Source organism: Salmonella sp. A29-2, assembly GCF_020150755.1.
Taxonomy (GTDB): Bacteria; Pseudomonadota; Gammaproteobacteria; order Enterobacterales; family Enterobacteriaceae; genus Salmonella; species Salmonella enterica.
Map to the genome: position 1 here is coordinate 360,204 of NZ_CP083731.1, position 24,629 is coordinate 384,832.

The 24,629-nt window shown below is 54.7% G+C and carries 20 protein-coding genes; 6 read left to right on the forward strand and 14 right to left on the reverse strand.

What is annotated here, in order from left to right:
- Positions 1-2: 2 nt before the first annotated feature.
- On the forward strand, positions 3-2,081 hold the full coding sequence (gene malQ / locus K8W53_RS01640) for a 4-alpha-glucanotransferase (protein ID WP_023224182.1): 2,079 nt from the start codon (positions 3-5) through the stop codon (positions 2,079-2,081).
- Between the two features lie 118 nt (positions 2,082-2,199).
- Here malQ and gntT read toward each other — a convergent pair whose 3' ends face one another.
- From gntT to gntX, 3 genes are all read right to left on the reverse strand, one after another.
- Positions 2,200-3,516, reverse strand: coding sequence for a gluconate transporter (gene gntT, locus K8W53_RS01645; protein WP_001131737.1), 1,317 nt, complete (start codon positions 3,514-3,516; stop codon positions 2,200-2,202).
- 376 nt (positions 3,517-3,892) lie between these two features.
- On the reverse strand, positions 3,893-4,468 hold the full coding sequence (gene nfuA, locus K8W53_RS01650; protein ID WP_000619387.1) for a Fe-S biogenesis protein NfuA: 576 nt from the start codon (positions 4,466-4,468) through the stop codon (positions 3,893-3,895).
- Positions 4,469-4,526: 58 nt separating this feature from the next.
- Positions 4,527-5,210: a DNA utilization protein GntX gene (gntX, locus tag K8W53_RS01655; RefSeq protein WP_023224183.1), complete on the reverse strand. Its 684-nt coding sequence runs from the start codon at positions 5,208-5,210 to the stop codon at positions 4,527-4,529.
- 37 nt (positions 5,211-5,247) lie between these two features.
- Between gntX and bioH the strand changes: the two genes are divergently transcribed.
- Positions 5,248-6,018 (forward strand): pimeloyl-ACP methyl ester esterase BioH, encoded by a 771-nt coding sequence (gene bioH / locus K8W53_RS01660; protein ID WP_023224184.1) that lies wholly within the window; start codon positions 5,248-5,250, stop codon positions 6,016-6,018.
- Positions 6,019-6,053: 35 nt separating this feature from the next.
- Here the strand turns inward: bioH and K8W53_RS01665 are convergent, their stop codons facing one another.
- The 6 genes from K8W53_RS01665 to greB all read right to left on the reverse strand — a co-directional run bounded on the left by K8W53_RS01665 (position 6,054) and on the right by greB (position 13,367).
- On the reverse strand, positions 6,054-6,980 hold the full coding sequence (locus K8W53_RS01665) for an Rpn family recombination-promoting nuclease/putative transposase (protein WP_000235954.1): 927 nt from the start codon (positions 6,978-6,980) through the stop codon (positions 6,054-6,056).
- Between the two features lie 234 nt (positions 6,981-7,214).
- Positions 7,215-7,451, reverse strand: a complete 237-nt coding sequence (gene feoC / locus K8W53_RS01670; protein ID WP_000157587.1) for a [Fe-S]-dependent transcriptional repressor FeoC — start codon at positions 7,449-7,451, stop codon at positions 7,215-7,217.
- A gap of 12 nt (positions 7,452-7,463) precedes the next feature.
- A complete protein-coding gene (gene feoB / locus K8W53_RS01675) occupies positions 7,464-9,782 on the reverse strand; it encodes a Fe(2+) transporter permease subunit FeoB (protein ID WP_000736983.1) in 2,319 nt (772 codons plus the stop codon).
- Positions 9,783-9,800: 18 nt separating this feature from the next.
- A complete protein-coding gene (gene feoA / locus K8W53_RS01680) occupies positions 9,801-10,028 on the reverse strand; it encodes a ferrous iron transporter A (RefSeq protein WP_001160955.1) in 228 nt (75 codons plus the stop codon).
- A gap of 436 nt (positions 10,029-10,464) precedes the next feature.
- Positions 10,465-12,795: a Tex family protein gene (locus K8W53_RS01685; protein WP_023224185.1), complete on the reverse strand. Its 2,331-nt coding sequence runs from the start codon at positions 12,793-12,795 to the stop codon at positions 10,465-10,467.
- 98 nt (positions 12,796-12,893) lie between these two features.
- Positions 12,894-13,367 carry a transcription elongation factor GreB gene (gene greB, locus K8W53_RS01690; RefSeq protein WP_024154018.1) on the reverse strand — a complete coding sequence of 158 codons (474 nt, stop codon included), beginning with the start codon at positions 13,365-13,367 and terminating at the stop codon, positions 12,894-12,896.
- Positions 13,368-13,592: 225 nt separating this feature from the next.
- Here greB and ompR point away from each other — a divergent pair, with 225 nt between their 5' ends.
- Both ompR and envZ read left to right on the forward strand, forming a co-directional pair.
- Positions 13,593-14,312, forward strand: coding sequence for a two-component system response regulator OmpR (gene ompR / locus K8W53_RS01695; RefSeq protein WP_001157751.1), 720 nt, complete (start codon positions 13,593-13,595; stop codon positions 14,310-14,312).
- Positions 14,309-15,661: a two-component system sensor histidine kinase EnvZ gene (gene envZ / locus K8W53_RS01700; protein WP_001253818.1), complete on the forward strand. Its 1,353-nt coding sequence runs from the start codon at positions 14,309-14,311 to the stop codon at positions 15,659-15,661. The genes ompR and envZ overlap by 4 nt, the downstream gene beginning before the upstream one ends.
- Before the next feature lie 74 nt (positions 15,662-15,735).
- On the opposite strand, the gene pckA is transcribed toward envZ, so the two are convergent.
- Positions 15,736-17,355, reverse strand: a complete 1,620-nt coding sequence (gene pckA, locus K8W53_RS01705) for a phosphoenolpyruvate carboxykinase (ATP) (protein WP_001265689.1) — start codon at positions 17,353-17,355, stop codon at positions 15,736-15,738.
- 379 nt (positions 17,356-17,734) lie between these two features.
- Here pckA and K8W53_RS01710 point away from each other — a divergent pair, with 379 nt between their 5' ends.
- Positions 17,735-19,444, forward strand: coding sequence for a DUF4153 domain-containing protein (locus tag K8W53_RS01710; RefSeq protein WP_023224186.1), 1,710 nt, complete (start codon positions 17,735-17,737; stop codon positions 19,442-19,444).
- 110 nt (positions 19,445-19,554) lie between these two features.
- Here the strand turns inward: K8W53_RS01710 and hslO are convergent, their stop codons facing one another.
- The 4 genes from hslO to igaA all read right to left on the reverse strand — a co-directional run bounded on the left by hslO (position 19,555) and on the right by igaA (position 23,735).
- Complete coding sequence (hslO, locus tag K8W53_RS01715) at positions 19,555-20,433, reverse strand: Hsp33 family molecular chaperone HslO (protein ID WP_001804940.1); 879 nt, start codon at positions 20,431-20,433, stop codon at positions 19,555-19,557.
- A 24-nt stretch (positions 20,434-20,457) separates the two neighbouring features.
- Entirely contained in the window at positions 20,458-20,859 is a 402-nt protein-coding gene (gene hslR / locus K8W53_RS01720; RefSeq protein WP_000660721.1) for a ribosome-associated heat shock protein Hsp15, read from the reverse strand.
- Positions 20,860-20,869: 10 nt separating this feature from the next.
- Positions 20,870-21,538, reverse strand: a complete 669-nt coding sequence (gene yrfG, locus K8W53_RS01725; protein WP_001681571.1) for a GMP/IMP nucleotidase — start codon at positions 21,536-21,538, stop codon at positions 20,870-20,872.
- A gap of 64 nt (positions 21,539-21,602) precedes the next feature.
- Positions 21,603-23,735, reverse strand: coding sequence for an intracellular growth attenuator protein IgaA (igaA, locus tag K8W53_RS01730; RefSeq protein WP_000104088.1), 2,133 nt, complete (start codon positions 23,733-23,735; stop codon positions 21,603-21,605).
- A gap of 322 nt (positions 23,736-24,057) precedes the next feature.
- On the opposite strand from igaA, the gene nudE reads away from it, so the two are divergent.
- Entirely contained in the window at positions 24,058-24,621 is a 564-nt protein-coding gene (gene nudE, locus K8W53_RS01735; RefSeq protein WP_000045725.1) for an ADP compounds hydrolase NudE, read from the forward strand.
- Positions 24,622-24,629 lie beyond the last annotated feature (8 nt).

Sequence of the window (24,629 nt, forward strand, 5' to 3'; positions counted from 1 at the left end):
CGATGGAAAATAAACGTCTCGATAGTGCCGCGCTGGCGGCGGGGATCAGCCCCAGTTACATCAATGCTCATGGCAAACCGCAGTCTATTGGCGCTGAAACCAAGAGACGTTTGCTGGCGGCGATGCACGGCACGACAACAGGACCACAGGCGGTCGTGCCGAATGTGAAGGTGTATACCGCGGGTAAAAAAATGGCGTTGCCGGTAGAGGGGCGCGGTGAGTTTGCCTGGCTGCTGACTACGGAAGAGGGCGTGCATTACAAAGGGCGCGTGACGGGCGGTAAAAAACTTAACCTTCCGGCTACATTGCCGGAGGGCTACCACGCCCTGACGTTGACTCAGGATGAACAGCGTACGCACTGCCGTATTATCGTTGCCCCGCCGCGATGCTATGAGCCGCAGGCGCTGCTGGAGGGGAAAAAACTGTGGGGGGCCTGCGTCCAGCTTTATACTCTGCGTTCAGAAAAAAACTGGGGTATTGGCGATTTCGGCGATTTAAAGTCGATGCTGGTCGACGTGGCGACACGCGGCGGCGCGTTTATCGGCCTGAACCCGATCCACGCGCTTTATCCGGCGAATCCGGAGAGCGCCAGTCCCTACAGCCCCTCGTCTCGTCGCTGGCTGAACGTGATATATATCGACGTCAATGCCGTCGAAGATTTCCGCCTGAGCGAAGAGGCGCAGTCATGGTGGCAAATGCCTGCCACACAGCAAAAGCTGCGACAGGCACGCGATGCGCAATGGGTGGATTACGCTACCGTTACCGCGCTGAAAATCACGGCGCTGCGGATGGCGTGGACGCGGTTTGCCGCTCGCGACGATGCGCAAATGGCGGAGTTTCGTCACTTTATCGCCCGCGAAGGCGAGAGCCTTTACTGGCAGGCGGCATTCGACGCGCTGCATGCGTATCAGGTAAAAGAGGATGAGCAGCGCTGGGGCTGGCCAGCCTGGCCGGAGGCTTACCAGTCGGTAGAGTCTCCCGCTGTCAAACAATTCTGTGAAGCGCACCGCGAAGAGGTGGAGTTTTACCTCTGGCTTCAGTGGCTGGCCTGGCGCCAATTCGCCGCCTGCTGGGATACCTGCCAGAGTTTTAAACTACCGATTGGTCTGTACCGCGATCTGGCGGTTGGCGTAGCGGAAGGCGGCGCGGAAACCTGGTGCGACCGGGAGCTGTACTGCCTGAAAGCATCTGTCGGCGCGCCGCCGGATATCCTCGGCCCGCTCGGTCAGAACTGGGGGCTGCCGCCAATGGACCCGCATATTATTGTCGCCCGGGCCTATGAGCCCTTTATCGATCTGCTGCGCGCCAATATGCAAAACTGTGGCGCGTTGCGCATTGACCATGTCATGTCGTTGCTGCGTCTGTGGTGGATACCGTATGGCGAAACCGCGGATCGCGGGGCATATGTTCAGTATCCGGTTGACGATCTGTTGGCTATTCTGGCGCTGGAGAGCCAACGTCACCGCTGTATGGTGATAGGCGAAGATCTGGGGACTGTGCCAGTTGAGATTGTCGGCAAGCTGCGCGATAGCGGGGTCTATTCTTATAAAGTGCTGTGGTTTGAAAATGACCTTGAGAAAAACTTCCGCGCTCCAGGCGCATATCCGCAACAATCGATGGCTGTCGCCTCGACGCACGATCTCCCCACGCTGCGCGGCTATTGGGAATGCGGTGACCTGACGTTGGGTAAAGCTCTGGGGCTTTATCCGGATGAAGTGATTCTGCGCGGGCTGTATGAGGATCGCGAGCGGGCGAAACAGGGGCTGTTGGACGCGCTGCATAAATATGGCTGTCTGCCAAAACGCGCCGGGCATAAGGCATCGTTAATGTCGATGACGCCAACGCTAAATCGCGGACTTCAGCGCTATATCGCCGACAGTAACAGCGGTCTGTTGGGGCTTCAGCCGGAGGACTGGCTGGATATGGCCGATCCGGTTAACGTACCGGGCACCAGCGATCAGTATAAAAACTGGCGACGGAAGCTCACCGCCACGCTGGAGCAGATGTTTGCCGATGAGGGCGTAAACAAGTTGATTAAGGATTTGGATAAGCGCCGAAAAGCGGCCGCGAAGAAGAAGTAATAAAGCCGGGGATTTCCCCGGCTTTGTTATGGAGAGAGCACGTAGGCCTGATAAGCGCAGCGCCATCAGGCAATCCTGGCGCACATTGCTGCCTTATCCGGCCTACAAGCCGCCTCGCTTAAACCACCATACCCAGTAGCAGACAGCCGATCAGGCCGCAGACGGAGATGATCGTTTCCAGCATCGACCAGGATTTAATGGTCTCGCCGATAGTCAAATTGAAATACTCTTTGAACAGCCAGAAGCCCGGGTCGTTGACATGAGAGAAAATCACGCTCCCGGAACCGACTGCGATAACCATCAGTTCAGGGCTAACGCCGGTAGTGGCGATCAGCGGCGCCGCAATGCCGCCTGCGGTAATCGCCGCGACAGTCGCAGAGCCCAGCGCGATACGCAGAACCGCCGCGATAGACCACGCCATCAACAGCGGAGAGACATTGGTTTCATGCATCATTGAAGCGATGTATTTATCCACGCCGCTATCGACCAGCACCTGCTTGAATGCGCCGCCGCCGCCGATGATCAGCAGCATCATGGCGATAATTTTGATGGAAGAGACCAGCGTATCGTTAATCTGATCCATGGAACGCCCGCGGTTCAGGCCAAAGGTGAACATCGCAATCAGTACGGCAATTAACGTAGCCATTACCGGGTCGCCCAGGAACTCGGCAACGGGCAGGAAAGCGTGGCCTTTTGGCAGAATCATCTCGGCAATCGCACGCATCGCCATCAGAATAACCGGAACCAGCGACGTCCAGACGCTGACGCCAAAGCCCGGCATCTCTTCTTCCGTAAAAGTTTTCGCGCTGTACAGGCCTTCCGGGATCGGCTTATCGATGCCTTTCAGGAAACGGGCGTAAACCGGTCCGGCAAGGATCACGGTCGGGATCGCCAGAATCGTACCAAACAGCAGCGTCTTACCCATATCGGCATGGAAAATCGTGGCGATTGCGGTTGGACCCGGGTGCGGCGGCAGGAAGCCGTGTGTGACGGAGAGCGCCGCGGCCATCGGCACGCCGACGTACAGTAACGGGATATTCGCTGCTGCGGCAATGGTGAATACCAGCGGCAGCATCAGAACGAAGCCCACTTCATAGAACAGAGCGAAGCCGACGGTAAAGCCGGTTAACACTACGGCCCACTGAATATGCTTTTTACCAAATTTCGCGATCAGGGTAGTGGCGATACGTTGAGCGCCGCCGCAGTCGGCAAGCATTTTGCCCAGCATGGCGCCGAACCCCATAATCAGGGCCAGACTGCCAAGCGTACCACCGACACCGGCTTTGATGGAGCCGATGACTTTATCCAGCGGCATTCCCTGCATCAACCCGACAGCGAGCGCTACCAGGACAAGGGCGATAAATCCGTTCATTTTGAAGCGGATCATCAGAAGAAGTAACAAGATAACACCGATAGCAACGATGACTAATGGCATGATTTACCTGGCCTTTACTTTGTTATGGGTAACGTCATTGTTTCGACGACAAATTCCTGTTGTTCCCGACGGGAACAGAGTCGCAATAGCACCAATACTGATTACCGTTGAAACGAATGAGCGTAGTCAGATGTTATATGGATGTTAGGTGCCCATAAGAATGATACGGGTAACATGTGGGTGTTGAAAATGACCCTGGCAGGCAAAATTTAAATTATGAGACACAGGTCATGTTATCGGCGGAAGAAGAAGGACCATTGTTCTGAGATATGGCTGATAGCGCCGGATGGCGGCGTATACGCCTTATTCGGCCTACGGTGGGGCAGACAAGGCCCGACAGGCGCAAGCGCCATCGGGCATGGATGCGGGGAAAATCTTAGTAGTATGAGTGCTCGCCGCGCTGGTGTTCGGTCAGATCGCGAACCCCTTTCAGTTCCGGGAATTCATTCAGCAATTGTTTCTCGATCCCTTCTTTCAGCGTGACGTCAACCATCGAGCAACCGTTACAACCGCCGCCAAACTGCAGAATTGCATAGCCTTCATCGGTAATTTCCATCAGCGAGACGCGACCGCCGTGGCCCGCCAACTGCGGGTTAATCTGCGATTGCAGAGCATATTCCACGCGCTCCATCAGCGGCGCGTCATCGGCCACTTTGCGCATCTTCGCGTTTGGCGCTTTCAATGTGAGTTGAGAACCTAGCTGGTCGGTCACGAAATCAATTTCCGCGTCTTCCAGATAGGGCGCGCTCAGTTCATCAACATAAGCGGTCAACAGGTCAAATTTCAGTGCAGTATCGGTGGCTTCTACGGCGTCGGGCGGACAATAAGAAACACCGCACTCTGCGTTAGGAGTGCCGGGATTAATGACAAATACGCGGATTTGCGTCCCTTCTTCCTGATTTGCCAACAGTTTGGCAAAGTGCGCTTGTGCAGCATCGGAAATACGGATCATAGTAATGGCCTAATAGTTGACTATTTTAGTTGGTTATAATACGCCCATCATCGAGGCTCTACAAGGTTCGACACAGGCACCATACCTGGACAGTCGCTGCGCCGTTGCGCAAAAGCAGTTGCGCGATTTCCGCGACGGTACTTCCGGTAGTGACGACATCATCCACAATAACCATATGGAGACCCTGTACCGGCAATTCAAGGCGAAACGCGTTTTTCAAATTGCGTTTACGTAACCTGGCGCTGAGATGATGTTGTGTTGCGGTCGCCCGTACCCGCGTGATGGTCTGGCTGTTCCACGCGCAGCCAAGCCAGCGCGCTAACGGTTGACATAACAGATCGCTTTGGTTAAATCCCCGCCGCCAGTGTCGGCGCGACCAGAGCGGAACGCTGACGATTCTGTCGGGAAGCTGCAAGCCAGTGCTGCGGCGCGCCATGAGGACTTCCTGCAACAGTAGACGCGCCAGTGCGGCGGCAATTTCGCTGCGGCGGGTAAATTTAAGCTGATGCACCAGTAAACTCAAGGGCGGCGTATAGTCACTGACGCTCACCAGACGCTGCCAGAGCGGCGGTTTTTGCAGGCAGCGACCGCAGGGGAGCGAAGGATGCGCGGCGGGTAATCCACATTGCGGACACAGGCTGACGCGCTGGCGGACGGCGCGCGCGCATACGGAACAAATCCCCCAGTGGCTTAACGCCAGCGGCATTCGGCATAGCCAGCATAATCCCGGTACTGTTAGCATAGGTGCATCCTTGTTAGACAAAAGAGAACAGTAACTGATGAATGACGTCTGGTGGCAGACCTACGGCGAGGGAAATTGTCATCTTGTGCTGCTGCACGGATGGGGATTGAACGCGGAGGTATGGCATTGCATTCGCGAGGAACTCGGCTCGCATTTTACGCTGCATCTGGTCGACTTGCCGGGCTATGGTCGCAGCTCGGGGTTTGGCGCCATGACGCTTGAAGAGATGACGGCGCAGGTAGCGAAAAACGCGCCGGACCAGGCTATCTGGCTTGGCTGGAGCCTGGGCGGCCTGGTGGCGAGTCAGATGGCGCTCACACACCCTGAACGCGTTCAGGCGCTGGTGACAGTCGCCTCTTCGCCATGCTTTAGCGCGCGTGAGGGGTGGCCGGGAATAAAACCGGAAATCCTCGGCGGATTCCAGCAGCAGCTTAGCGACGATTTTCAGCGCACGGTGGAGCGTTTTCTGGCGCTGCAAACGTTAGGGACGGAGACGGCGCGTCAGGATGCCCGCACCTTAAAAAGCGTAGTGCTGGCGCAGCCTATGCCGGATGTAGACGTGCTCAATGGCGGACTGGAAATCTTAAAAACGGTCGATCTACGAGAAGCGCTTAAAAATGTGAACATGCCGTTTTTGCGTTTGTATGGTTATCTGGACGGTCTGGTGCCGCGTAAAATTGTGCCTTTGCTCGATACGTTATGGCCGCACAGTACATCACAGATAATGGCGAAAGCGGCCCATGCGCCGTTTATCTCGCATCCGGCGGCGTTTTGTCAGGCGCTGATGACGCTAAAATCATCGCTGTAACCAGGGCGTTGCCGGGCCCGGACCATTCTGCAAGGTTAATGGCTTTCAGACGCCAGATCGGCAGGCGCCAGCCCGGTAACCCTAAGCACGGTATCGCGATCGAAACCATCGTTTAGCATGGAGCGGGCAATGCGCAATGCGGCGAGCCGTTGGCCTTCCTGTTTGCCTTGCTGTAGCCCTTTCTGTAACCCGTTACGATGTCCTTCCTGACGTAATCTGTCTGCGATAGTCATGATCTTCTCCTTATGCTGTGGGATACGCATAGCCACTTGGCGGATAAACGTATTGAAGCGCGCGGCGTCGCCAGTGTGCATCATGTAATTAAACAAACTTTGAAGCTGGGTGTCATTAGCGTATCCCTTAACCAGCAGGGCGACCAGCTGTTCGACAAGCCCCATCAGATCACGCTGGCGGATGTGTTTTTGTATGAGTTCCAGCAGCGCGACCCGTCGGTGTCGCATAATCTCGTCGTCCGGCACGACCGTAATATCGACCAGAGGAAAGGCGGTGGCGTATAGCTTACGCGCCATCACCGGGTCGGCAAATTCATCCAGCCAGCATAATGAGAACGGATACGGGCTGCGGTTTCCGTGATAAAACAGCATTGGCACCACTAACGGCAACGTCTTATGCCCGGCTTCCAGGTGCCGTTGCATTGCAGCCATTGCGTAACGCATCAGCCGAAATGCCATATGCGCGTCCGGCGTACTCTGATGTTCAATAACCACGTAAATGTAACCTTCACCTTCACTTGTTTCCAGCGACCAAAGAATATCGGAATAATGGGGGCGTAAATCCTCTTCAATAAAGCTACCGGACTCCAGCCGTAACGTATTCAGATTACAGATTTGACGTAATGTCGTCGGGAGATGAATTTCCAAAAAATCCCGTGCAGTATCGGGGTGGCATAGAAACTGTTTGAATACCGCGTCATGCGGCGTGGATGTTGTTGAGGTCGCCATATCGATCCGTCATCGGTGAAGTTCAATGGCGTGACACTACGCGCAGACCGGGCTGATTGCAGTAGAGGATTAGTGCGCTTGCGAGGCGCGTGGGGAGATAAATGCGCACGGCGGTAACGCTTTCATCTTTGTGGAAGGCATGACGCAAAATTGCCCGGCAGCGTGACGCGTACCGGGCAACATAATGCGGGATAAAGGCCGGATAAGACGCGTTACGCCGCTACCCGGCGAAGGTCAACGCAAGGCCCACCATTCGCGCAGGCAGGCTTTACCTTCCGGACAACTTTTACAGCTGCCTGAAAGGCAGCCGTCCGCTTCTTCCGGGATACGTACCGCTTTACCCATGATCTCCAGTTGATTCAGCATGGCGTCGATCATGGGCTGCGGAGCGTGCAGCGTATGGCTGATTTGCGTTGCCTCCATACGCCCCCGCAGCGCCAGTAGATCGCGAACCTGTATCAATGAAGCCATTTTTTACATCCCTTAGTGACAATTGCCCGCAGTGCCCGAACAACAGGAACTGACGTTTTTGCGGGTTGCCAGCAGTTCAATGTCTACACGGCTGCGGGCGCGGCGTAACAGGCTTAACACCACAACGTTAAAGACGATCACTGCCAGAATACAGATCAGGCTGTATGTCGGGTGTTGACTGAAGCTGGTAACCTGGTAGAACAGCGTGGCGAGCGAATAGGCGATATTCAGCCCCCACAGGATGGAGAAGCCCATCCAGCCGCGGCTGGACTCGCGGGCGATAGCGCCCATTACCGAGATACACGGTACGTAAAGCAGGACGAAAATCAGGTAACTGTACGCCGCCGCGGCGCTGCCGAATTTTTGATCCATCACGCCCATCGCGCCGGTCGCCATTTCGCCGTCGCCTTTACTCGCTTCGATCGGGTTAGCCAGTACGCTCAGGCTAAAGGTGTCTTTCAGGCTTTGCCAGGTATCGTCAACCGCGCCCAGCAGTTCATCGCCGAGGTGGAAGTCGGCAGGATTAAACGCTTCGTCCTGAATATTTTCGGCGGTGTAGAGCGTGTTCAGCGTACCGACGACAACCTCTTTCGCCATGGCGCCCGTAAACAGACCCACGGTCGCTTGCCAGTTATCCTCATGGACGCCGATCGGTTTAAAGACTGGCGTGATGACCCGGCTTACAGAGGCGAGGGCAGAGTCATTAATGTTATCGACGATTTTGCCGCTCAACGAGAAACTGTTAAACGCGCTCAGGAAAATACTCACGATGATAATGACTTTACCGGCGCGTAGTACAAAACCTTTCAGGCGTTGCCAGGTCTGGATGATCAGGCTCTTGATATGCGGGACGTGGTAAACCGGCAGCTCCATCACAAACGGAGAAGCTTCGCCGCGCATAATGGTATGCTTCAGCATCAGGCCGGTTAATACCGCCATGACAATACCCAGCACGTACAGCGAGAAGACCGCCAGCGCGCCGTTTTGCCCGAAGAAGGCGGCGGCAAAGACGGCGAAAATCGCCAGGCGCGCGCCACAGGACATAAACGGCGCCATCATGATGGTCATCAGGCGTTCGCGCGGAGCGTCAAGCGTGCGGGCGCCCATCACGGAAGGTACATTACAGCCGAAGCCGACAATCAGCGGCACGAAGGATTTACCCGGTAGTCCCAGCGCCTGCATCAGGCGATCCATGACGAAGGCCGCGCGCGCCATATAACCGGAGTCTTCAAGGAAGGAGAGGAACAGGTACATCATCCCGATTTGCGGCACCAGCGGCAGGACGGTATTGATCCCGCCGCCAAGACCTTGCGCCAGGAAGATGGTTAACCAATCCGGGAAGTGCAACGTGTAGCCAATCCATTGAATGCCATGAATAAAGATGGCGACGGAACCGGCATCAAACAGGGGTTGCAACGCGCCGCCGATGTTAATGGCGAGCAGGAACATCAGGTACATCACGAACAAAAAAATCGGTAAGCCGAGGAAGCGGTTCAGGATAATTTTATCGACCGCCCTGGTGAAGCGGCTGGGTTCGGCTGTCAGGGTATTGCTGACCACGTCGCAAATAGCGGCGATACACTGGTAACGGGCGTCGGCGATATGCAGCGCCGGGTCGTCCATTTCGTCCTTCAGACGGGCAAGGGAGGTGTCCAGGTTTTGCGCCGCTTCGCCTGCGTAGGCCCGGCTGTAGATATCGCCCTCCAGCATTTGCAGACCCAGCCAGCGGCGCTGTTGTAAAGGCATCTCCTGGGCCATCGCGTCGGCCAGGAAACCTGCTTCGCGCAGCAGCGGCTGGGCATAATGCACCAGTTCGACGTTGTCGTTAGCGTTGTGACGGTCAATGGCCAGTTTCAGCGCCTCGATACCGCGGCCGCGAGTCGATACCAGCGGTACGACAGGGCAACCCAGACGCGTGGACAGAGCGTCGACATCAATACGAACCTGCTGTTTTTCGGCGATATCCAGCATGTTGAGCGCGACAATACAGGGGATACCCAGCTCCAGCAGTTGCAGCGTCAAATAGAGGTTGCGCTCCAGATTGGAGGCGTCCACAACGTTTATCAACAGGTCGGCGTCGCCGCTCAGGATGTAGTGGCAGGCGATCTGTTCGTCGAGAGAGGTTTGTGACGAGATGGTCGTCAGAGAATAGGTGCCGGGTAAATCTACCAGCGTGACCTGGTGGTCAGTTGTCGCGAACTGGCCCTCTTTACGCTCGACGGTGACGCCCGCCCAGTTCCCCACGCGCTGACGCGCGCCGGTGAGTTGGTTAAATAAGGTGGTCTTGCCGGAATTAGGATTACCAATTAAACCAATGGTTAATTTTTTCATTTTTATAGACTCACTGTATTAACAGGAAACCGCTTCCACTTCTATTAACGCCAAATCCTTTTTACGCAAAACCAGACTCACGCGTCGTGTTTCGATATGGATCGGATCGCCTAAGGGCGCGACGCGGACGACATTAAATGAAGAGCCGGGCAACATGCCGAGCGAAAGCAGTTTTTGACGATACGCCGGGCTGATTTCACGCGCAAAGCCGGTGATTTTCCACGCAGTGTCAGGAGTGAATTGCATACGACCTACTTGTTTCTTACTAACTGGATGTATACCTCATGCGGCGCTCAGGGGGGCGGCAGGAGACCCGATGTTTAGCCAACGAAGGAAAGAGTAAATAATCAACAACACAATGATAATGAGAATGGTTTCTATCTTCAACGATTAAAATGTGACGGAATGTACAAATAAGCGATAATTTGCGCCGATGTTGATATGGCTCAACATTTATTTGTCTTTTTGCAAATACCTCTAATGTGCAAATATTCACCGTTTTTAATGTTTAATTAAGGTTTCATCTGTTAATAAAGTGATAATTAATAGTGCGGATAGCAGAAGGAAATTAATTAACAGATTCTAATGGGTAAGATTTAATTGTTAATTAAAAAAGAAAGGGTTGGACGTATTGCAAAATCGCAGGCCGGATAAGAAGTAACCCGGCCTGCGTATTACCCGATTAGCGTTTTTTTCCCATTGCCGCTGCCAGCGCGTCCATCATGGCGCTGTTACCGGCTGGCTGGGCGTCACGACCGCGCGGTTTCGCCGCTTTTGATGCCGGGCGGTTGCCCTGAGAGCGATCGGCGCCGCCGCCGCGGCGAGCGGCGGTTTCGCCGGGCTGTTCGTCCAGACGCATCGTCAGCGCGATACGCTTACGTTGCAGATCCACTTCCAGCACTTTCACCTTCACAATATCGCCCGCTTTCACCACGGTGTGTGGATCGTCGACGAACTTAGTCGACAGGGAAGAGATGTGGACCAGGCCATCCTGATGAACGCCGATATCGACAAACGCGCCGAAGTTAGTGACGTTAGTGACCGCCCCTTCCAGAATCATCCCCGGCAGCAGGTCGTTCATGGTTTCGACGCCATCGGCGAATTGCGCGGTTTTAAATTCAGGACGCGGGTCGCGGCCCGGTTTTTCCAGCTCTTTGATGATATCGCTCACGGTCGGCACGCCGAATTTATCGTCGGTAAAATCAGCGGCCTTGAGGTGACGCAATTCGTTGCTGTTGCCCATCAGATCTTTTAGCGCTTGCTGCGTCGCCGCCAGAATGCGTTCGACAACCGGATAGGCTTCCGGGTGGACGGTGGAGGCATCCAGCGGGTTATCGCCGTGGTTAATACGCAGGAAGCCCGCGCACTGCTCAAACGCTTTCGGCCCCAGACGGCTCACCTTCAACAGTTGCTGGCGGTTCTGGAACTGACCGTTCTCATCGCGCCAGGCGACGATGTTTTGCGCCATCATGCGCGTTAAGCCCGCGACGCGGGTCAGCAGCGGTACGGAGGCGGTATTCAAATCGACGCCGACGGCGTTTACGCAGTCTTCGACCACCGCATCCAGTTTACGGGCCAACTGGGTCTGGCTGACATCGTGTTGATATTGGCCGACGCCGATCGATTTCGGATCGATTTTCACCAGTTCCGCCAGCGGATCCTGTAGACGACGCGCGATAGAGACCGCGCCGCGCAGGGAGACGTCGAGATCCGGAAACTCCTGCGCCGCCAGCTCAGAAGCGGAATACACGGACGCCCCCGCTTCGCTGACGATCACTTTCTGCGCCGTCACGTTCGGGAACTGTTTTTGTACGTCGAGATAGAAGCGTTCGGTTTCACGCGAGGCCGTACCGTTGCCAATCGCGACCAGTTCGACGTGGTATTTTTCGCACAGCGCGGCGATCACGGTAGCCGCTTTGGCCGCCTGACCGGTATGCGGATAAATGGTATCCGTCGCCACCAGCTTGCCGGTGCCGTCAACGACAGCGACTTTTACGCCGGTACGCAGGCCAGGATCAAGGCCCATCGTGGCGCGCAGGCCTGCGGGGGCTGCCATCAGCAGGTCGTGCAGGTTACGCGCAAACACGTTAATCGCTTCGTCTTCCGCACGTTCGCGCACGGTGCCCATCAGTTCGGTTTCGAGGTGCATTAAGACTTTGATACGCCACGTCCAGCTCACTACGCCTTTGCGCCAGCTATCCGCCGGGGCGTTATTCAGCCGCAGGCCGAGATGGTCCATGATGATTTGCTCGCAGTAGCTTTCTTTTGGCGGCTCATCAAACTGTGGGTCGGCATTGAGCGAAAGTTGCAGAATGCCTTCGTTACGACCACGGAACATGGCCAGCGCACGGTGAGACGGGACGTTAGCAATGGGCTCATGATGGTCGAAATAGTCGCGGAATTTTGCCCCTTCTTCCTCTTTGCCGCTCACGACGGTGGCGACCAGATGGGCGTTCTTCCACAGGTAATCACGCACTTTCGCCAGCAATGCGGCGTCTTCGGCAAAGCGCTCCATCAGAATGTAGCGTGCGCCGTCGAGCGCGGCTTTCGTGTCCGCCACGCCTTTGTCGCCATCAATGTACTTTGCCGCTTCCACGTCAGGATCGTGGGACGGCTCGTTCCAGAGCAGATCGGCCAGCGGCTCAAGGCCGGCTTCAATGGCGATTTGTCCACGGGTGCGGCGTTTAGGTTTATAGGGCAGGTAGAGGTCTTCGAGCTCGGTCTTACTTAACGTAGCGTTGATGGCGCCAGCCAGCTCATCGGTCAGTTTGCCTTGTTCGGAAATGGACTTGAGGATGGCCTGACGCCTGTCTTCCAGCTCACGCAGATAGCCCAGACGCGTTTCCAGGTTACGCAACTGCGTGTCATCCAGACCGCCGGTGATTTCTTTACGATAACGTGCGATAAACGGCACGGTGTTCCCTTCGTCAAGCAGGCGAACGGCAGCTTCAACCTGCCCGGCATTTGCCTGGATTTCACCCGCAATAATGCGGCAGAAAGAATCATTCATCATGGGTTAGCTTCGTCTTCAGGATAAAAATCAGGGGATAGTTATACGGATTGGCTGGCAAAAATGCCAGCCATCAGCGGGGGCTTAGGATTCTTCTTGTCTTATTTGACGTATTCGATCGCATTGACGTACCAGTTTGCTTCGCCGACAGGGGGGTTGACCACCGCCAGATCGCCCACTTCTTTTTTCAGTAGCGCCCGCGCCATCGGCGAGTCGATAGAGATGTAATCCTTACGTCCGAAAATTTCATCGTAGCCGACAATGCGGAACTTCAGCGTATCGCCGTCATCATTTTCAATTTCCACCCAGGCGCCGAAGAAGACTTTGCCCTCCTGCTGTGGGGAATAATCCACGATTTTGAGATTTTCCATGCATTTGGTCAGATATCTGACGCGTCTGTCGATCTCACGCAGGCGCTTTTTATTATACTGATAGTCGGCATTCTCGCTGCGGTCGCCCAGACTCGCAGCCCAGGTCACTTTTTTGGTGACCTCCGGGCGCTCTTCACGCCAGAGATAATTGAGCTCTTGTTTGAGTGTTTCGTACCCTTCGCGGGTGATCAGGGGCGTTTTCATCTCGTTGATTTACCTTTGCTGTCGATATTGCGCACACGGGGTATAACGTGATCGTCCCGACAGAATAAATAATGGGGTTGCCGATTAATTGTATATTTAAGCTGCTGTTAAATATGCTTTGTAACAATTTAGCCTGAAATTCATACCAGAATTTGCTGGTGACTCACGTGAGCTTTTTTAAGAATACACACTTACATTTGTTGCGAACCTTTGGGAGTACAGACAATGCAAGAGAATTATAAGATTCTGGTGGTTGATGACGATATGCGTCTGCGGGCGCTACTGGAACGTTATCTGACCGAGCAGGGCTTCCAGGTTCGAAGCGTCGCTAACGCCGAGCAGATGGATCGTCTGCTGACCCGTGAATCTTTCCATCTCATGGTACTGGATTTAATGCTGCCAGGTGAAGATGGTCTGTCGATTTGTCGTCGCCTGCGTAGTCAGAGTAATCCAATGCCGATCATTATGGTCACGGCGAAGGGTGAAGAAGTTGACCGTATCGTCGGGCTGGAAATCGGCGCCGATGACTACATTCCTAAACCGTTTAACCCGCGCGAGCTGTTGGCGCGTATCCGCGCCGTGCTACGTCGTCAGGCAAACGAACTGCCCGGCGCGCCGTCGCAGGAAGAGGCCGTTATCGCGTTCGGTAAGTTTAAACTGAACCTCGGTACGCGCGAGATGTTCCGTGAAGATGAACCGATGCCGCTGACCAGCGGGGAGTTTGCGGTACTGAAAGCGTTAGTCAGCCATCCGCGCGAGCCGCTCTCTCGCGATAAGCTGATGAATCTGGCCCGTGGCCGCGAGTATTCCGCGATGGAACGCTCCATCGACGTCCAGATCTCCCGCCTGCGCCGTATGGTGGAAGAAGATCCGGCACATCCGCGTTATATTCAGACCGTATGGGGCCTGGGCTACGTCTTCGTACCGGACGGTTCTAAAGCATGAGGCGAATGCGCTTCTCGCCGCGAAGTTCATTTGCCCGCACGCTGTTGCTCATCGTCACCTTGCTGTTCGTCAGCCTGGTGACGACCTACCTGGTGGTGCTGAACTTCGCGATTTTGCCGAGCCTCCAGCAGTTTAATAAGGTTCTGGCTTACGAAGTCCGTATGCTGATGACCGATAAGCTGCAACTGGAGGACGGCACGCAGTTAGTCGTGCCGCCTGCGTTTCGCCGGGAAATCTATCGCGAGCTGGGGATCTCTCTCTACACCAACGAAGCCGCCGAAGAGGCCGGGTTGCGTTGGGCGCAACACTACGAATTCTTAAGCCACCAGATGGCGCAGCAATTAGGCGGCCCGACGGAAGTGCGCGTTGAGGTCAACAAAAGCTCGCCCGTTGTGTGGCTCAAAACCTGGCTGTCGCCCAATATCTGGGTGCGCGTGCCGCTGACCGAGATTCATCAGGGCGATTTTTCTCCGCTTTTCCGTTACACGCTGGCGATCATGCTCCTGGCGATAGGCGGCGCGTGGCTGTTTATTCGTATACAGAATCGACCGTTAGTGGATCTTGAACATGCCGCTTTGCAGGTAGGGAAGGGAATTATTCCGCCGCCGCTGCGTGAATATGGCGCCTCTGAGGTGCGCTCTGTGACTCGGGCGTTTAACCATATGGCAGCCGGCGTGAAACAATTGGCCGATGACCGTACGCTATTGATGGCGGGCGTCAGCCACGACTTGCGCACGCCGCTGACCCGTATTCGTCTGGCGACGGAGATGATGGGCGAGGAAGACGGTTATCTCGCGGAGTCGATCAATAAAGACATCGAAGAGTGTAACGCCATTATCGAACAGTTTATTGACTATCTGCGTACCGGTCAGGAAATGCCAATGGAGATGGCGGATCTCAATTCCGTACTGGGCGAGGTGATTGCGGCGGAAAGCGGCTATGAGCGTGAGATTAACACTGCGCTTCAGGCAGGCAGTATCCAGGTGAAAATGCACCCGCTCTCGATTAAGCGCGCGGTGGCGAATATGGTGGTCAATGCTGCCCGCTATGGCAACGGCTGGATTAAGGTCAGCAGCGGCACCGAGTCGCATCGCGCCTGGTTCCAGGTAGAAGATGACGGGCCGGGCATTAAGCCGGAGCAGCGTAAACATCTGTTCCAGCCTTTTGTGCGTGGCGACAGCGCCCGTAGCACCAGTGGCACAGGGCTGGGGCTGGCGATTGTGCAGCGCATTATCGATAACCATAACGGGATGCTGGAGATTGGCACCAGCGAGCGTGGCGGATTGTCAATTCGCGCCTGGCTACCGGTTCCTGTGGCTCGCGTCCAGGGGACGACAAAAGAGGCATAAGAAAGGGAGGTATTACCCTCCCTTTCTTCTCAACGCCGGATGACGCCGTTCAAAGCCGCCATCCGGCCTGTTCCTTACAGCTTCGGTCCGGCGCTAACCAGCGCTTCGCCTGCCGGGGTATCCGTATACTTCTCGAAGTTCTCAATGAACAGTTTCGCCAGCGCGGTGGCTTTTTCCTGCCATTGTTCCGGCGACGCGTAGGTGTTACGCGGGTCGAGAATGTGGGTATCCACGCCTGGCAGTTCAGTCGGGATCGCCAGATCGAACAGCGGCAGACGGAAGGTTTCCGCGTTATCAAGAGAACCGTTCAGAATGGCGTCGATAATCGCGCGCGTATCTTTGATGGAGATACGTTTGCCGGTGCCATTCCAGCCGGTGTTAACCAGATAAGCCTGCGCGCCTGCTGCCTGCATACGTTTCACCAGCACCTCAGCATACTGCGTCGGGTGCAGCGTCAGGAACGCGGCGCCGAAGCAGGCGGAGAAGGTGGGGGTCGGTTCGGTGACGCCGCGTTCGGTGCCGGCCAGTTTAGCGGTGAAACCCGACAGGAAGTGGTACTGCGTCTGGTTAGCGGTTAAACGGGAAACCGGCGGCAACACGCCGAAAGCATCCGCCGTCAGGAAGATAACCTTGGTGGCGTGACCTGCTTTGGACACGGGCTTAACGATGTTATCGATATGATAGATCGGGTAAGAGACGCGGGTGTTTTCGGTTTTGGAACCATCGTCGAAATCTACGGTGCCGTCTTCGCGCACGGTGACGTTTTCCAGCAGCGCATCACGGCGAATCGCATGATAAATTTCTGGCTCCGCTTCTTTCGACAGTTTGATGGTTTTGGCGTAGCAGCCGCCTTCAAAGTTGAACACGCCGTCGTCATCCCAACCGTGCTCATCATCGCCAATCAGACGACGTTTCGGGTCGGTGGACAGAGTGGTTTTTCCGGTACCGGAAAGGCCGAAGAAGACCGCGACATCGCCTTTTTCACCCACGTTGGCGGAACAGTGCATTGAGGCGATACCTTTGAGCGGCAGCAGGTAGTTCATTACCGAGAACATCCCTTTTTTCATTTCGCCGCCGTACCAGGTGCCGCCAATAAGCTGAATACGTTCAGTCAGGTTGAACGCCACGAAGTTTTCCGAGTTCAGCCCTTGCTCTTTCCACTGCGGGTTGGTGCACTTCGCGCCGTTCATGACAATAAAGTCAGGTTTGAAGCCTACCAGCTCTTCGTCCGTTGGGCGAATGAACATATTTTTAACGAAGTGGGCCTGCCAGGCGACTTCCGTAATAAAGCGCACGGAAAGACGCGTATCGGCATTTGCGCCGCAGAACGCATCAACAATGAATAAGCGTTTACCGGAAAGCTGATGCGTCACCAGACCTTTCAGGTGTTGCCAGGTTTCCTGGGAAAGCGGCTTATTATCGTTTTTACCTTTACCCTTATCGGACCACCACAGCGTATCACGCGTGGTGTCGTCGCGAACAATATACTTATCCTTAGGCGAACGACCGGTAAAAATACCGGTATCAACGGCAACAGCGCCCAGGTTAGTTAACACGCCACGCTCATAGCCTTCCAGACCAGGATTAAGTTCTTCCTGATAAAGGGTGTCGTAGCTGGGATTGTAAACGATATCCTGGACGTCGTTGATACCATAAGCCTTGAGATCTTGCGGGGTTAAATTGTTAACGCGCATATCACTGCTCCTTAGCCAATATATATTACCGAAAATAGTAAGGTTTTTTGAGGTTGGTTAACCGCGACAAGGCTCATAGATTTACGTATCTGGACAAAATCACGATTGACGAAAAACACTGTGACTCCTGTCACGCAGCGGCGGTTATTATGGCAGGAAACCTACTTTTGTTGTGGAAAATGTTCTGAAAACGTTAAAAGGAAGTGTTTTTGACCGACATAATGTGACTGTAATCGCATTCATGTAAGAAAGTTACGTAACACCAACATTAACAATATCGATTCACCTCTCTGCGTTTTTTTCTGAATTATGCATGACGACGCCTGGCGGTGAACAGATGATGCAATAATGCGACTTTCTCATCATTCTGGATAACGACATGGAAAGTGTAGCGCTTTCACGTACTACTCGCTGGGGTATGTTGCTCACCGGTTTGCTGCAGGGCGTCTTGTGCTACCTGCTGATGGCCTGGCTGGTACCACAAAATAGCGACTGGCTGTTCTATGGTATGCCTGCAACGATAGCGTTGTCGTCAATGCTATTGCTTACCGTGGTTTCTTTTAAACAGCGCGCGCTGTGGGGCTGGCTGGGGCTGACCTTTGTGGTCGTGCTGGCAATGAGCGGCTGGCTGAAATGGCAGGTTGAGACGGTGGAGAAATGGCGCCTGGCCGAGCTCCTCTGGCTGTATGGTCTCCGGCTTGTGTTGATGGCGATGCTGGTCTTACCCTGGATGCAATATCAGTTACATTCGCAAACCGGTTCGGCGCGTTATCCCCAGTTTTATCTGCGGTTATGGCATAACGTACTGACATTGTTTATCGTCCTGGTCGCCAACGGACTGTTCTGGCTGGTGCTTCTGCTCTGGAGCGCGCTATTCAGGCTGGTGGGCATCCGCTTTTTCAGCACCCTTTTCTTTGAAACTGAAGCCTTTATTTATGTGACCATCGGCCTGATTACGGCGCTGGCGGTCATTCTCGCCCGCACGCAGTCGCGCCTTGTGGCGGCGGTGCAAAAGCTGCTGACGCTGATCGCGACAGGTTTACTGCCGGTGGTGTCGCTGCTGGCATTGCTGTTTATTGTGACGTTACCCTTTACCGGACTGGAGGCGATTTCTGCGCGTGTTTCCGCTGCGGGGCTGCTATCCACGCTGACGCTGATGCTGCTGCTCCTCGTGGCGATTGTCAATGAACCGCAAAAGCGCGTATTACCCTATCCGCGCGTACTACGCGGCATGATTAGCGCCTCGCTGTGCGTTGCCCCGATATATATGCTGCTGGCGGGCTGGGCGTTATGGGTACGTATTCAGCAATACGGCTGGACGCCGGATCGTCTGTATGGCGCGCTGACGGCGTCTGTCTTGCTGGTATGGTCCTTCGGTTATCTGATCGGTCTGTTACGCCGCGGACGCGACCCTGGTGAGTGGCAAGGCAAGGTGGTACTGAGCGTCTCTTTGTTGACGCTGGTGATATTGCTGTTGCTGGCCTCGCCTGTACTTGATGTCTGGCGTATTAGCGTCAACAGCCATATGGCGCGTTACCATAGCGGTAAAATTACTGCGGATCAGATCAGCCTGTATATGCTGGATCACAGCGGCAAACCTGGCCAGGAAGCGTTGAAATCGTTGCGGGATGACGAGGCGTTTACGCAGAACAGAAAGCGCAATCGTGAACTGATGACGTTTTTGCAGAGAAATAAGGTCTCTCCGACGGCGGACGATTTAGCGCGGGTGGTGATGATTGCGCCCGGTAGCCAGAAGCCGGATGCCGCATTTTGGGCGTTTGTCAAAGAGCAGAGTTATTCGGACGATTCCTGCCTTGAACCGGATGCCTGCGTGCTGGTGAGTCAGGATCTTAACGGTGACGGTCAGCCTGAGCAGGTGCTGTATAACTTTATTGTTGCCGAGAGCCAGGTCTACGGCTTAAAAGAGGGGAAATGGACGCAGAAAGCGTTCGCCCGACTGCCGGACGGGTTTTCTAAGACGCAACTGTTGCACGCGATTGCCGGGCATCAGTTAGACTCAGCCCCCAAAGCCTGGCGCGATATCATTGTTGATGGTCAGCGGTTGGATGTGGATTACTACAACGAGTAAGTTTTTTGCCGGATGGCGGCATAAATGCCTTATCCGGCCTACGGAGCGGGATGCTGTAGGCCAGATAAGCGCAGCGCCATCAGGCAATGATGTTGTCGACTGAAAGGCGATTAATGAACCTGTGGATCGGCAGGAGAGGCGTTGTTACGGATCTCCGCGATATCCATCGCATTGAACAGATAATGATTGCCGCAGTAATCGCAGTGCATATCGATTTCGCCTTCTTCCGCCAGAATGCTGTCCACTTCTTCATCCGGCAATGTTTTCAGCGCGCCCGCGCAACGTTCGCGTGAACAGGTGCATTTGAATTCAACATCTTGCGGATCGTAGAGCGTGACTTCTTCTTCGTGATACAAACGCCACAGCACGTCATTTGCCGGTAACGTCAGCAGCTCTTCGCTTTTAATGGTTTCCGTCAACATAGCCAGATGGTCGAAATCCTCCGCCTGCGCGTTCTGTGCCGGCATCACCTGGAGCAACATTCCACCTGCCGCCGGTTTACCGTCGACATCGCCGGTACGGATAAACAGGCGCGTCGGCAACTGCTCGGAGCGCAGGAAGTAATCTTCCAGGCACGCCGCCAGAGTATCGCCTTCCAGACCCACCACGCCCTGATAGCGCTCACCCTCTTCCGGCGTAATGGTGATCACCAGATAGCCGTTGCCAACCAGCGTTTTGAGATCCGCATTGTCAGGGATGTCACCCTGAACGCGAGCCACGCCGCGCATCTGCTGCTGATTATTGCCATTGATCACCGCCAGGCTTAACGGCCCGTCGCCCTGGAGCTGTACCGTAATGTCACCGGCAAACTTCAGCGTTGCGGTCAGCAGGCTAGTGGCGACCAGCAGTTCGGCCAGTACGTTTTTCACCGGCTGCGGATAGTTATGATTGTCGAGGATCTGTTGCAAGGTTTCCGAAACGGTCACCAGCTCGCCGCGAACGGCAAAGTTTTCAAACAGATAACGATGTAATTGGTCATGTTGCGGCATAATCATCTCTCTTGCGGGTGACAGTTATTCGCTGTCGCCGTGTTTAAATCGTAACAGGTCGCGGCGCTCTTTCTTGTCCGGTCGCCTGTCCGGATGCGGCATGGTCAGGGCGTTAAGCTTGCGCGCCTGCGCCATTTTTTCGCGTTTTTCCACGCTTTCCGCCGTCTCTTCATACAGAGCGACGGCTTCGCTGGCCGGACGGCGCTGTTCGGTGATGGCTTTAACGATCACCGTCCGTTCGTCATTTCCCTGACGCAGGGTAAGGGTTGCGTTCAGCTCGACGATTTTGCTCGGCTTACTGCGCTGGCCGTTGTAATGCACCTTACCGCCTTCAATCATCTCGCGGGCCAGCGCGCGGGTTTTATAAAAACGCGCGGCCCACAGCCATTTATCCAGTCTGACCTCAACGGAGGACTTTTCTTTCATGGCGTCTCCTTCACTTCAGCGAGGGGATCAGACGGCGGTAGTCGTTCAGGGACGGATGGCGCGTATAGTGCTTTTCCGCCAGGCCGGAATCAGGATTCGTCACGCCAAGACAGTAGCGAATACCAAACCGGGCGGCGGCGTCGAGAATCGGTTCGCTGTCATCGATAAACAGCGTTTTCTCTGCGCTTATTCCCGTTTCCTCAGTGACAGCGCGCCATAACCGCTGATCCTCTTTGGGATAACCAAATGTGTGGGTGGAAAGTAATAAATCAAGGTGTGAGGCCAGACCGGTATGCTCCAGCTTCACCGCCAGGTTATGTGGATGCGCATTGGTGAGCAGAATCCGACGTTTTCCGCTGGCTTTTAACGCATTCAGAAACGGTACGGTATCGTCGCGCAAAACGGCGCGCGGCCCTTGCGCCGTCGTCATGGCGCAAATATCCAGACCCAGACGCTCGCTCCAGTAATCCAGACAGTACCAGTTTAGCGTATGCTGTACGGCATGATACTGCTGACGAATATATTCCTGCGCGTCCTGCGGCGAAATACCCTGCTGCGCGCCGTAGGTTTCCGGTACCAGCTTTTGCCAGAAATAGTTATCGAACGCGAGATCGAGCAGCGTGCCGTCCATATCCAGCAAAACGGTATCCACATTTTGCCAGTCAATATCAATATGCATGGGGAACTCCAGGGTAACGCAATTTGCGCGACAGGGTAGCATACCCTGTCGCACGGCGGCGCTATCAGATGAGATTTTCCGGAGAGACGGTTAACCTGGGATTGAGGCAGCTTTCATAGTATTCCTGGATGTCCGCCATACGGGTACGGTGGCGTTGATAACGTCTGAACGCCTGAATGCCGTTGTAGACCGCGCTCACTATCATTGCCAGCATCAGCAGCGTGGTGCCGAGGTAACGCCACCAGCCGGATTTATCGGGGATACGATGCAGGCTGATATGCTGCGTACCGTTGGCATCGGTATACACGCTGGTGACAATGCCCTCGGCGCTAAATGGCGTCTGCATGAGCGTTTGCGCCAGACGCTGGAAGGCGCTCCACTGTTCCTGCGCGGGATAGTCATACAGCGGCGTTGACGGCCAGGCCTGATCAACCAGTTCGCTGCCTTCATCGCTGGCGATCAGGAATCCGCCGGGAGCGGGGCTATTCAGCGACTGGGCGGCACGCGCGGTCTCGCGAGAAATAAACGGCGCCGTTGAGGTCGTGACCAGATTTTCCAGCGACTCTGCGCTTACGGGGCGTAGCAGTACGTTGACGCCGTCCAGTTTGCCGGCGTTCGCGCGTTTCACCAGCGCGTTCCAGTCCTTACTGTTACCGAGATTAACCAGCGCATTTTTCAGACGCACGCACTCGTCTTCCGCCGCGCACAAATCAGCGGTTTTCAGAACAATATCGCCAAAGTCATCTAATAATACCATGCCCGATTTTTGGATCGCGGAGCGTAAAGATGCGCTGACGCGCGAGTCGTCTTCGGGTTTTGGATGGAGCTGACGATTTACCGCCTGGCTTAGCGCCATCGCTTTATTCACCAGGTCTGATTCCGGCAGCGGTAGCGCAGGCGCGTCATTCCAGATGATTTGCGAGCAATCGAACGGCATAAACGGTGAGTTAGACTGGCCGCTCCAGGTCGCGCCGGAATGAATATTACACATTCCTTTACCGCTCAGGTGCAGCGTATCGCCCACCCGCACGCCAGCTTTTTCAAGCTGTTTTACCGTTGTCGCTTCAATGGCTTGCGCGCCTTTCATCCACGATAGCGTGAACTTGATTGGCATATCCAGCGGGATCCAGAACAGCAGCATAAACAACACCAGCAGCGAACCGATAGCAATAACAGTGCTGCGTAACCAGTGCTGCAACGGAAAGTTTTTCACTTCATCATGCAGGGATAAAAACCGGCCCTGGCGCGCGACATGGCGATCAAGGTAAATATCAATATCCGTTTGTTGCCCAAGATCCTGCGTAATGTAGGGTTGCCAGTGGGCAGGGTAAATAAGGTCGATGATGCCCAGCGAAATATTGTTAATCTGCTCCTGATTATTCTCCCCAAACAGTCCCCAGCGGCGGGGCGTTCCCCGCAGACAGTGAATTTCCCGCAGCGCGCTTTTCGACGGCGGCGCAAAAAGCCCCCAAAGTCCGGCTGCCAGCAGCAGGATAGCGCCGCCTATCATCCACGGTACAAAAACGTCTGGCGTTATCAGACAGAAAAAGAATAACAAAAAGGAGGCGACGATTAACAACGCTTCGCGCAAGCCAGCCGGGCGGCTGAGCGCATATTCTTCGTGGGTCTCCTGACGGATATTCAACAGCTCAATCTGCTCGCTCTCTTCGCCGCGAATCGACGCCTGCGTAGAGGCCGTATTCTGTAGCGCGTAGCCGCGCGACTCCTGCATATACTCTTGCAGCGTATGGCCGTTTAAAGAGATCACCAGCGGCAGCGTATCCGTGAGGATCAGCTCAACGTTGTTTTCATCATTGATGTACTGTTCCCAGAAAGGCGGCAGATGGACTTCGACGGAGTCGAGGTAGTAGCGCCATTTATTAGGATCGTCAGTGGTAATGCCGTAGCGGGTGATGGAGTGGGTCAGTATCACGACACTGTTGCTTTCCGCGTTTAGCGTCAGCGAGATGGGCGCAGCACTGGCGCCTGTCGGCCCCGGAACTTGCTGGATCTGGCTAAGGTTATCGAGATAGTTTTCTACCGCGCTGCGCTCTTCGGGCAACAGTTTACGCGTTTGCGCGTCCTGAAAGGCGCTGATCCACGGTAAGCTTCCTCGTCTGGACTTTACCCGGAACCGCCATATTGCCAGTAGAGAGCAGGCCAGCAAAGCAGCTATAAAAATCAGAATGGTGCTCATGCTTTCCCCATCTTACTAAGTCTGTCAGGCGTGGTCAGTCGCACCCTGTCCAATAAACATTTTTCTGTGGTTGGCTATCGGCAAGCGTGGAGTTGAACTTGAGCATTGTAAAGCGCATCCCAGTGAAGGCAAATCATAGCAATACCACCAAAAACGGAATATCAGCAAATTCCTGGAGTTATTTCAACCTATTGACTTTTAATTTGAAATAAGAATTAATTTTTATTACGTTACATAAATGTAAATAAACGGCAATTCGCATTGCCGAAACCGTGCGGTATGTCGCACAATGACCACAGATTACACTGCAAAGATTCTCACAATGAGCAAATCATTACAAAAACCCACCATTCTGAAAGTGGAAACCGTCGCACAATCCCGACTGTTTAACGTAGAAAGCGTGGATCTGGAGTTCAGCAACGGCGTGCGTCGCGTGTATGAACGTATGCGACCATCAACCCGTGAGGCGGTAATGATTGTGCCGATCGTTGATGAGCATCTGATTCTTATTCGTGAGTATGCGGTGGGAACCGAATCCTATGAGCTGGGCTTCTCGAAAGGATTGATCGACCCGGGCGAGACCGTTTTTGAAGCGGCGAACCGGGAGCTCAAAGAAGAGGTCGGGTTTGGCGCGCATAACCTGACCTTCTTAAAAAAACTCAGCATGGCGCCCTCTTATTTTTCCAGCAAAATGAATATCGTGGTGGCGGAAGATCTCTATCCGGAGTCGCTGGAAGGCGACGAGCCTGAGCCATTGCCGCAGGTACGCTGGCCGCTGGCGCATTTAATGGATCTGCTGGAAGACCCCGATTTTAACGAGGCCCGCAACGTCAGCGCGCTGTTTCTGGTACGCGAGTGGTTGAAAGCGCAGGGCCGAATTGCCTGATGGCGCGG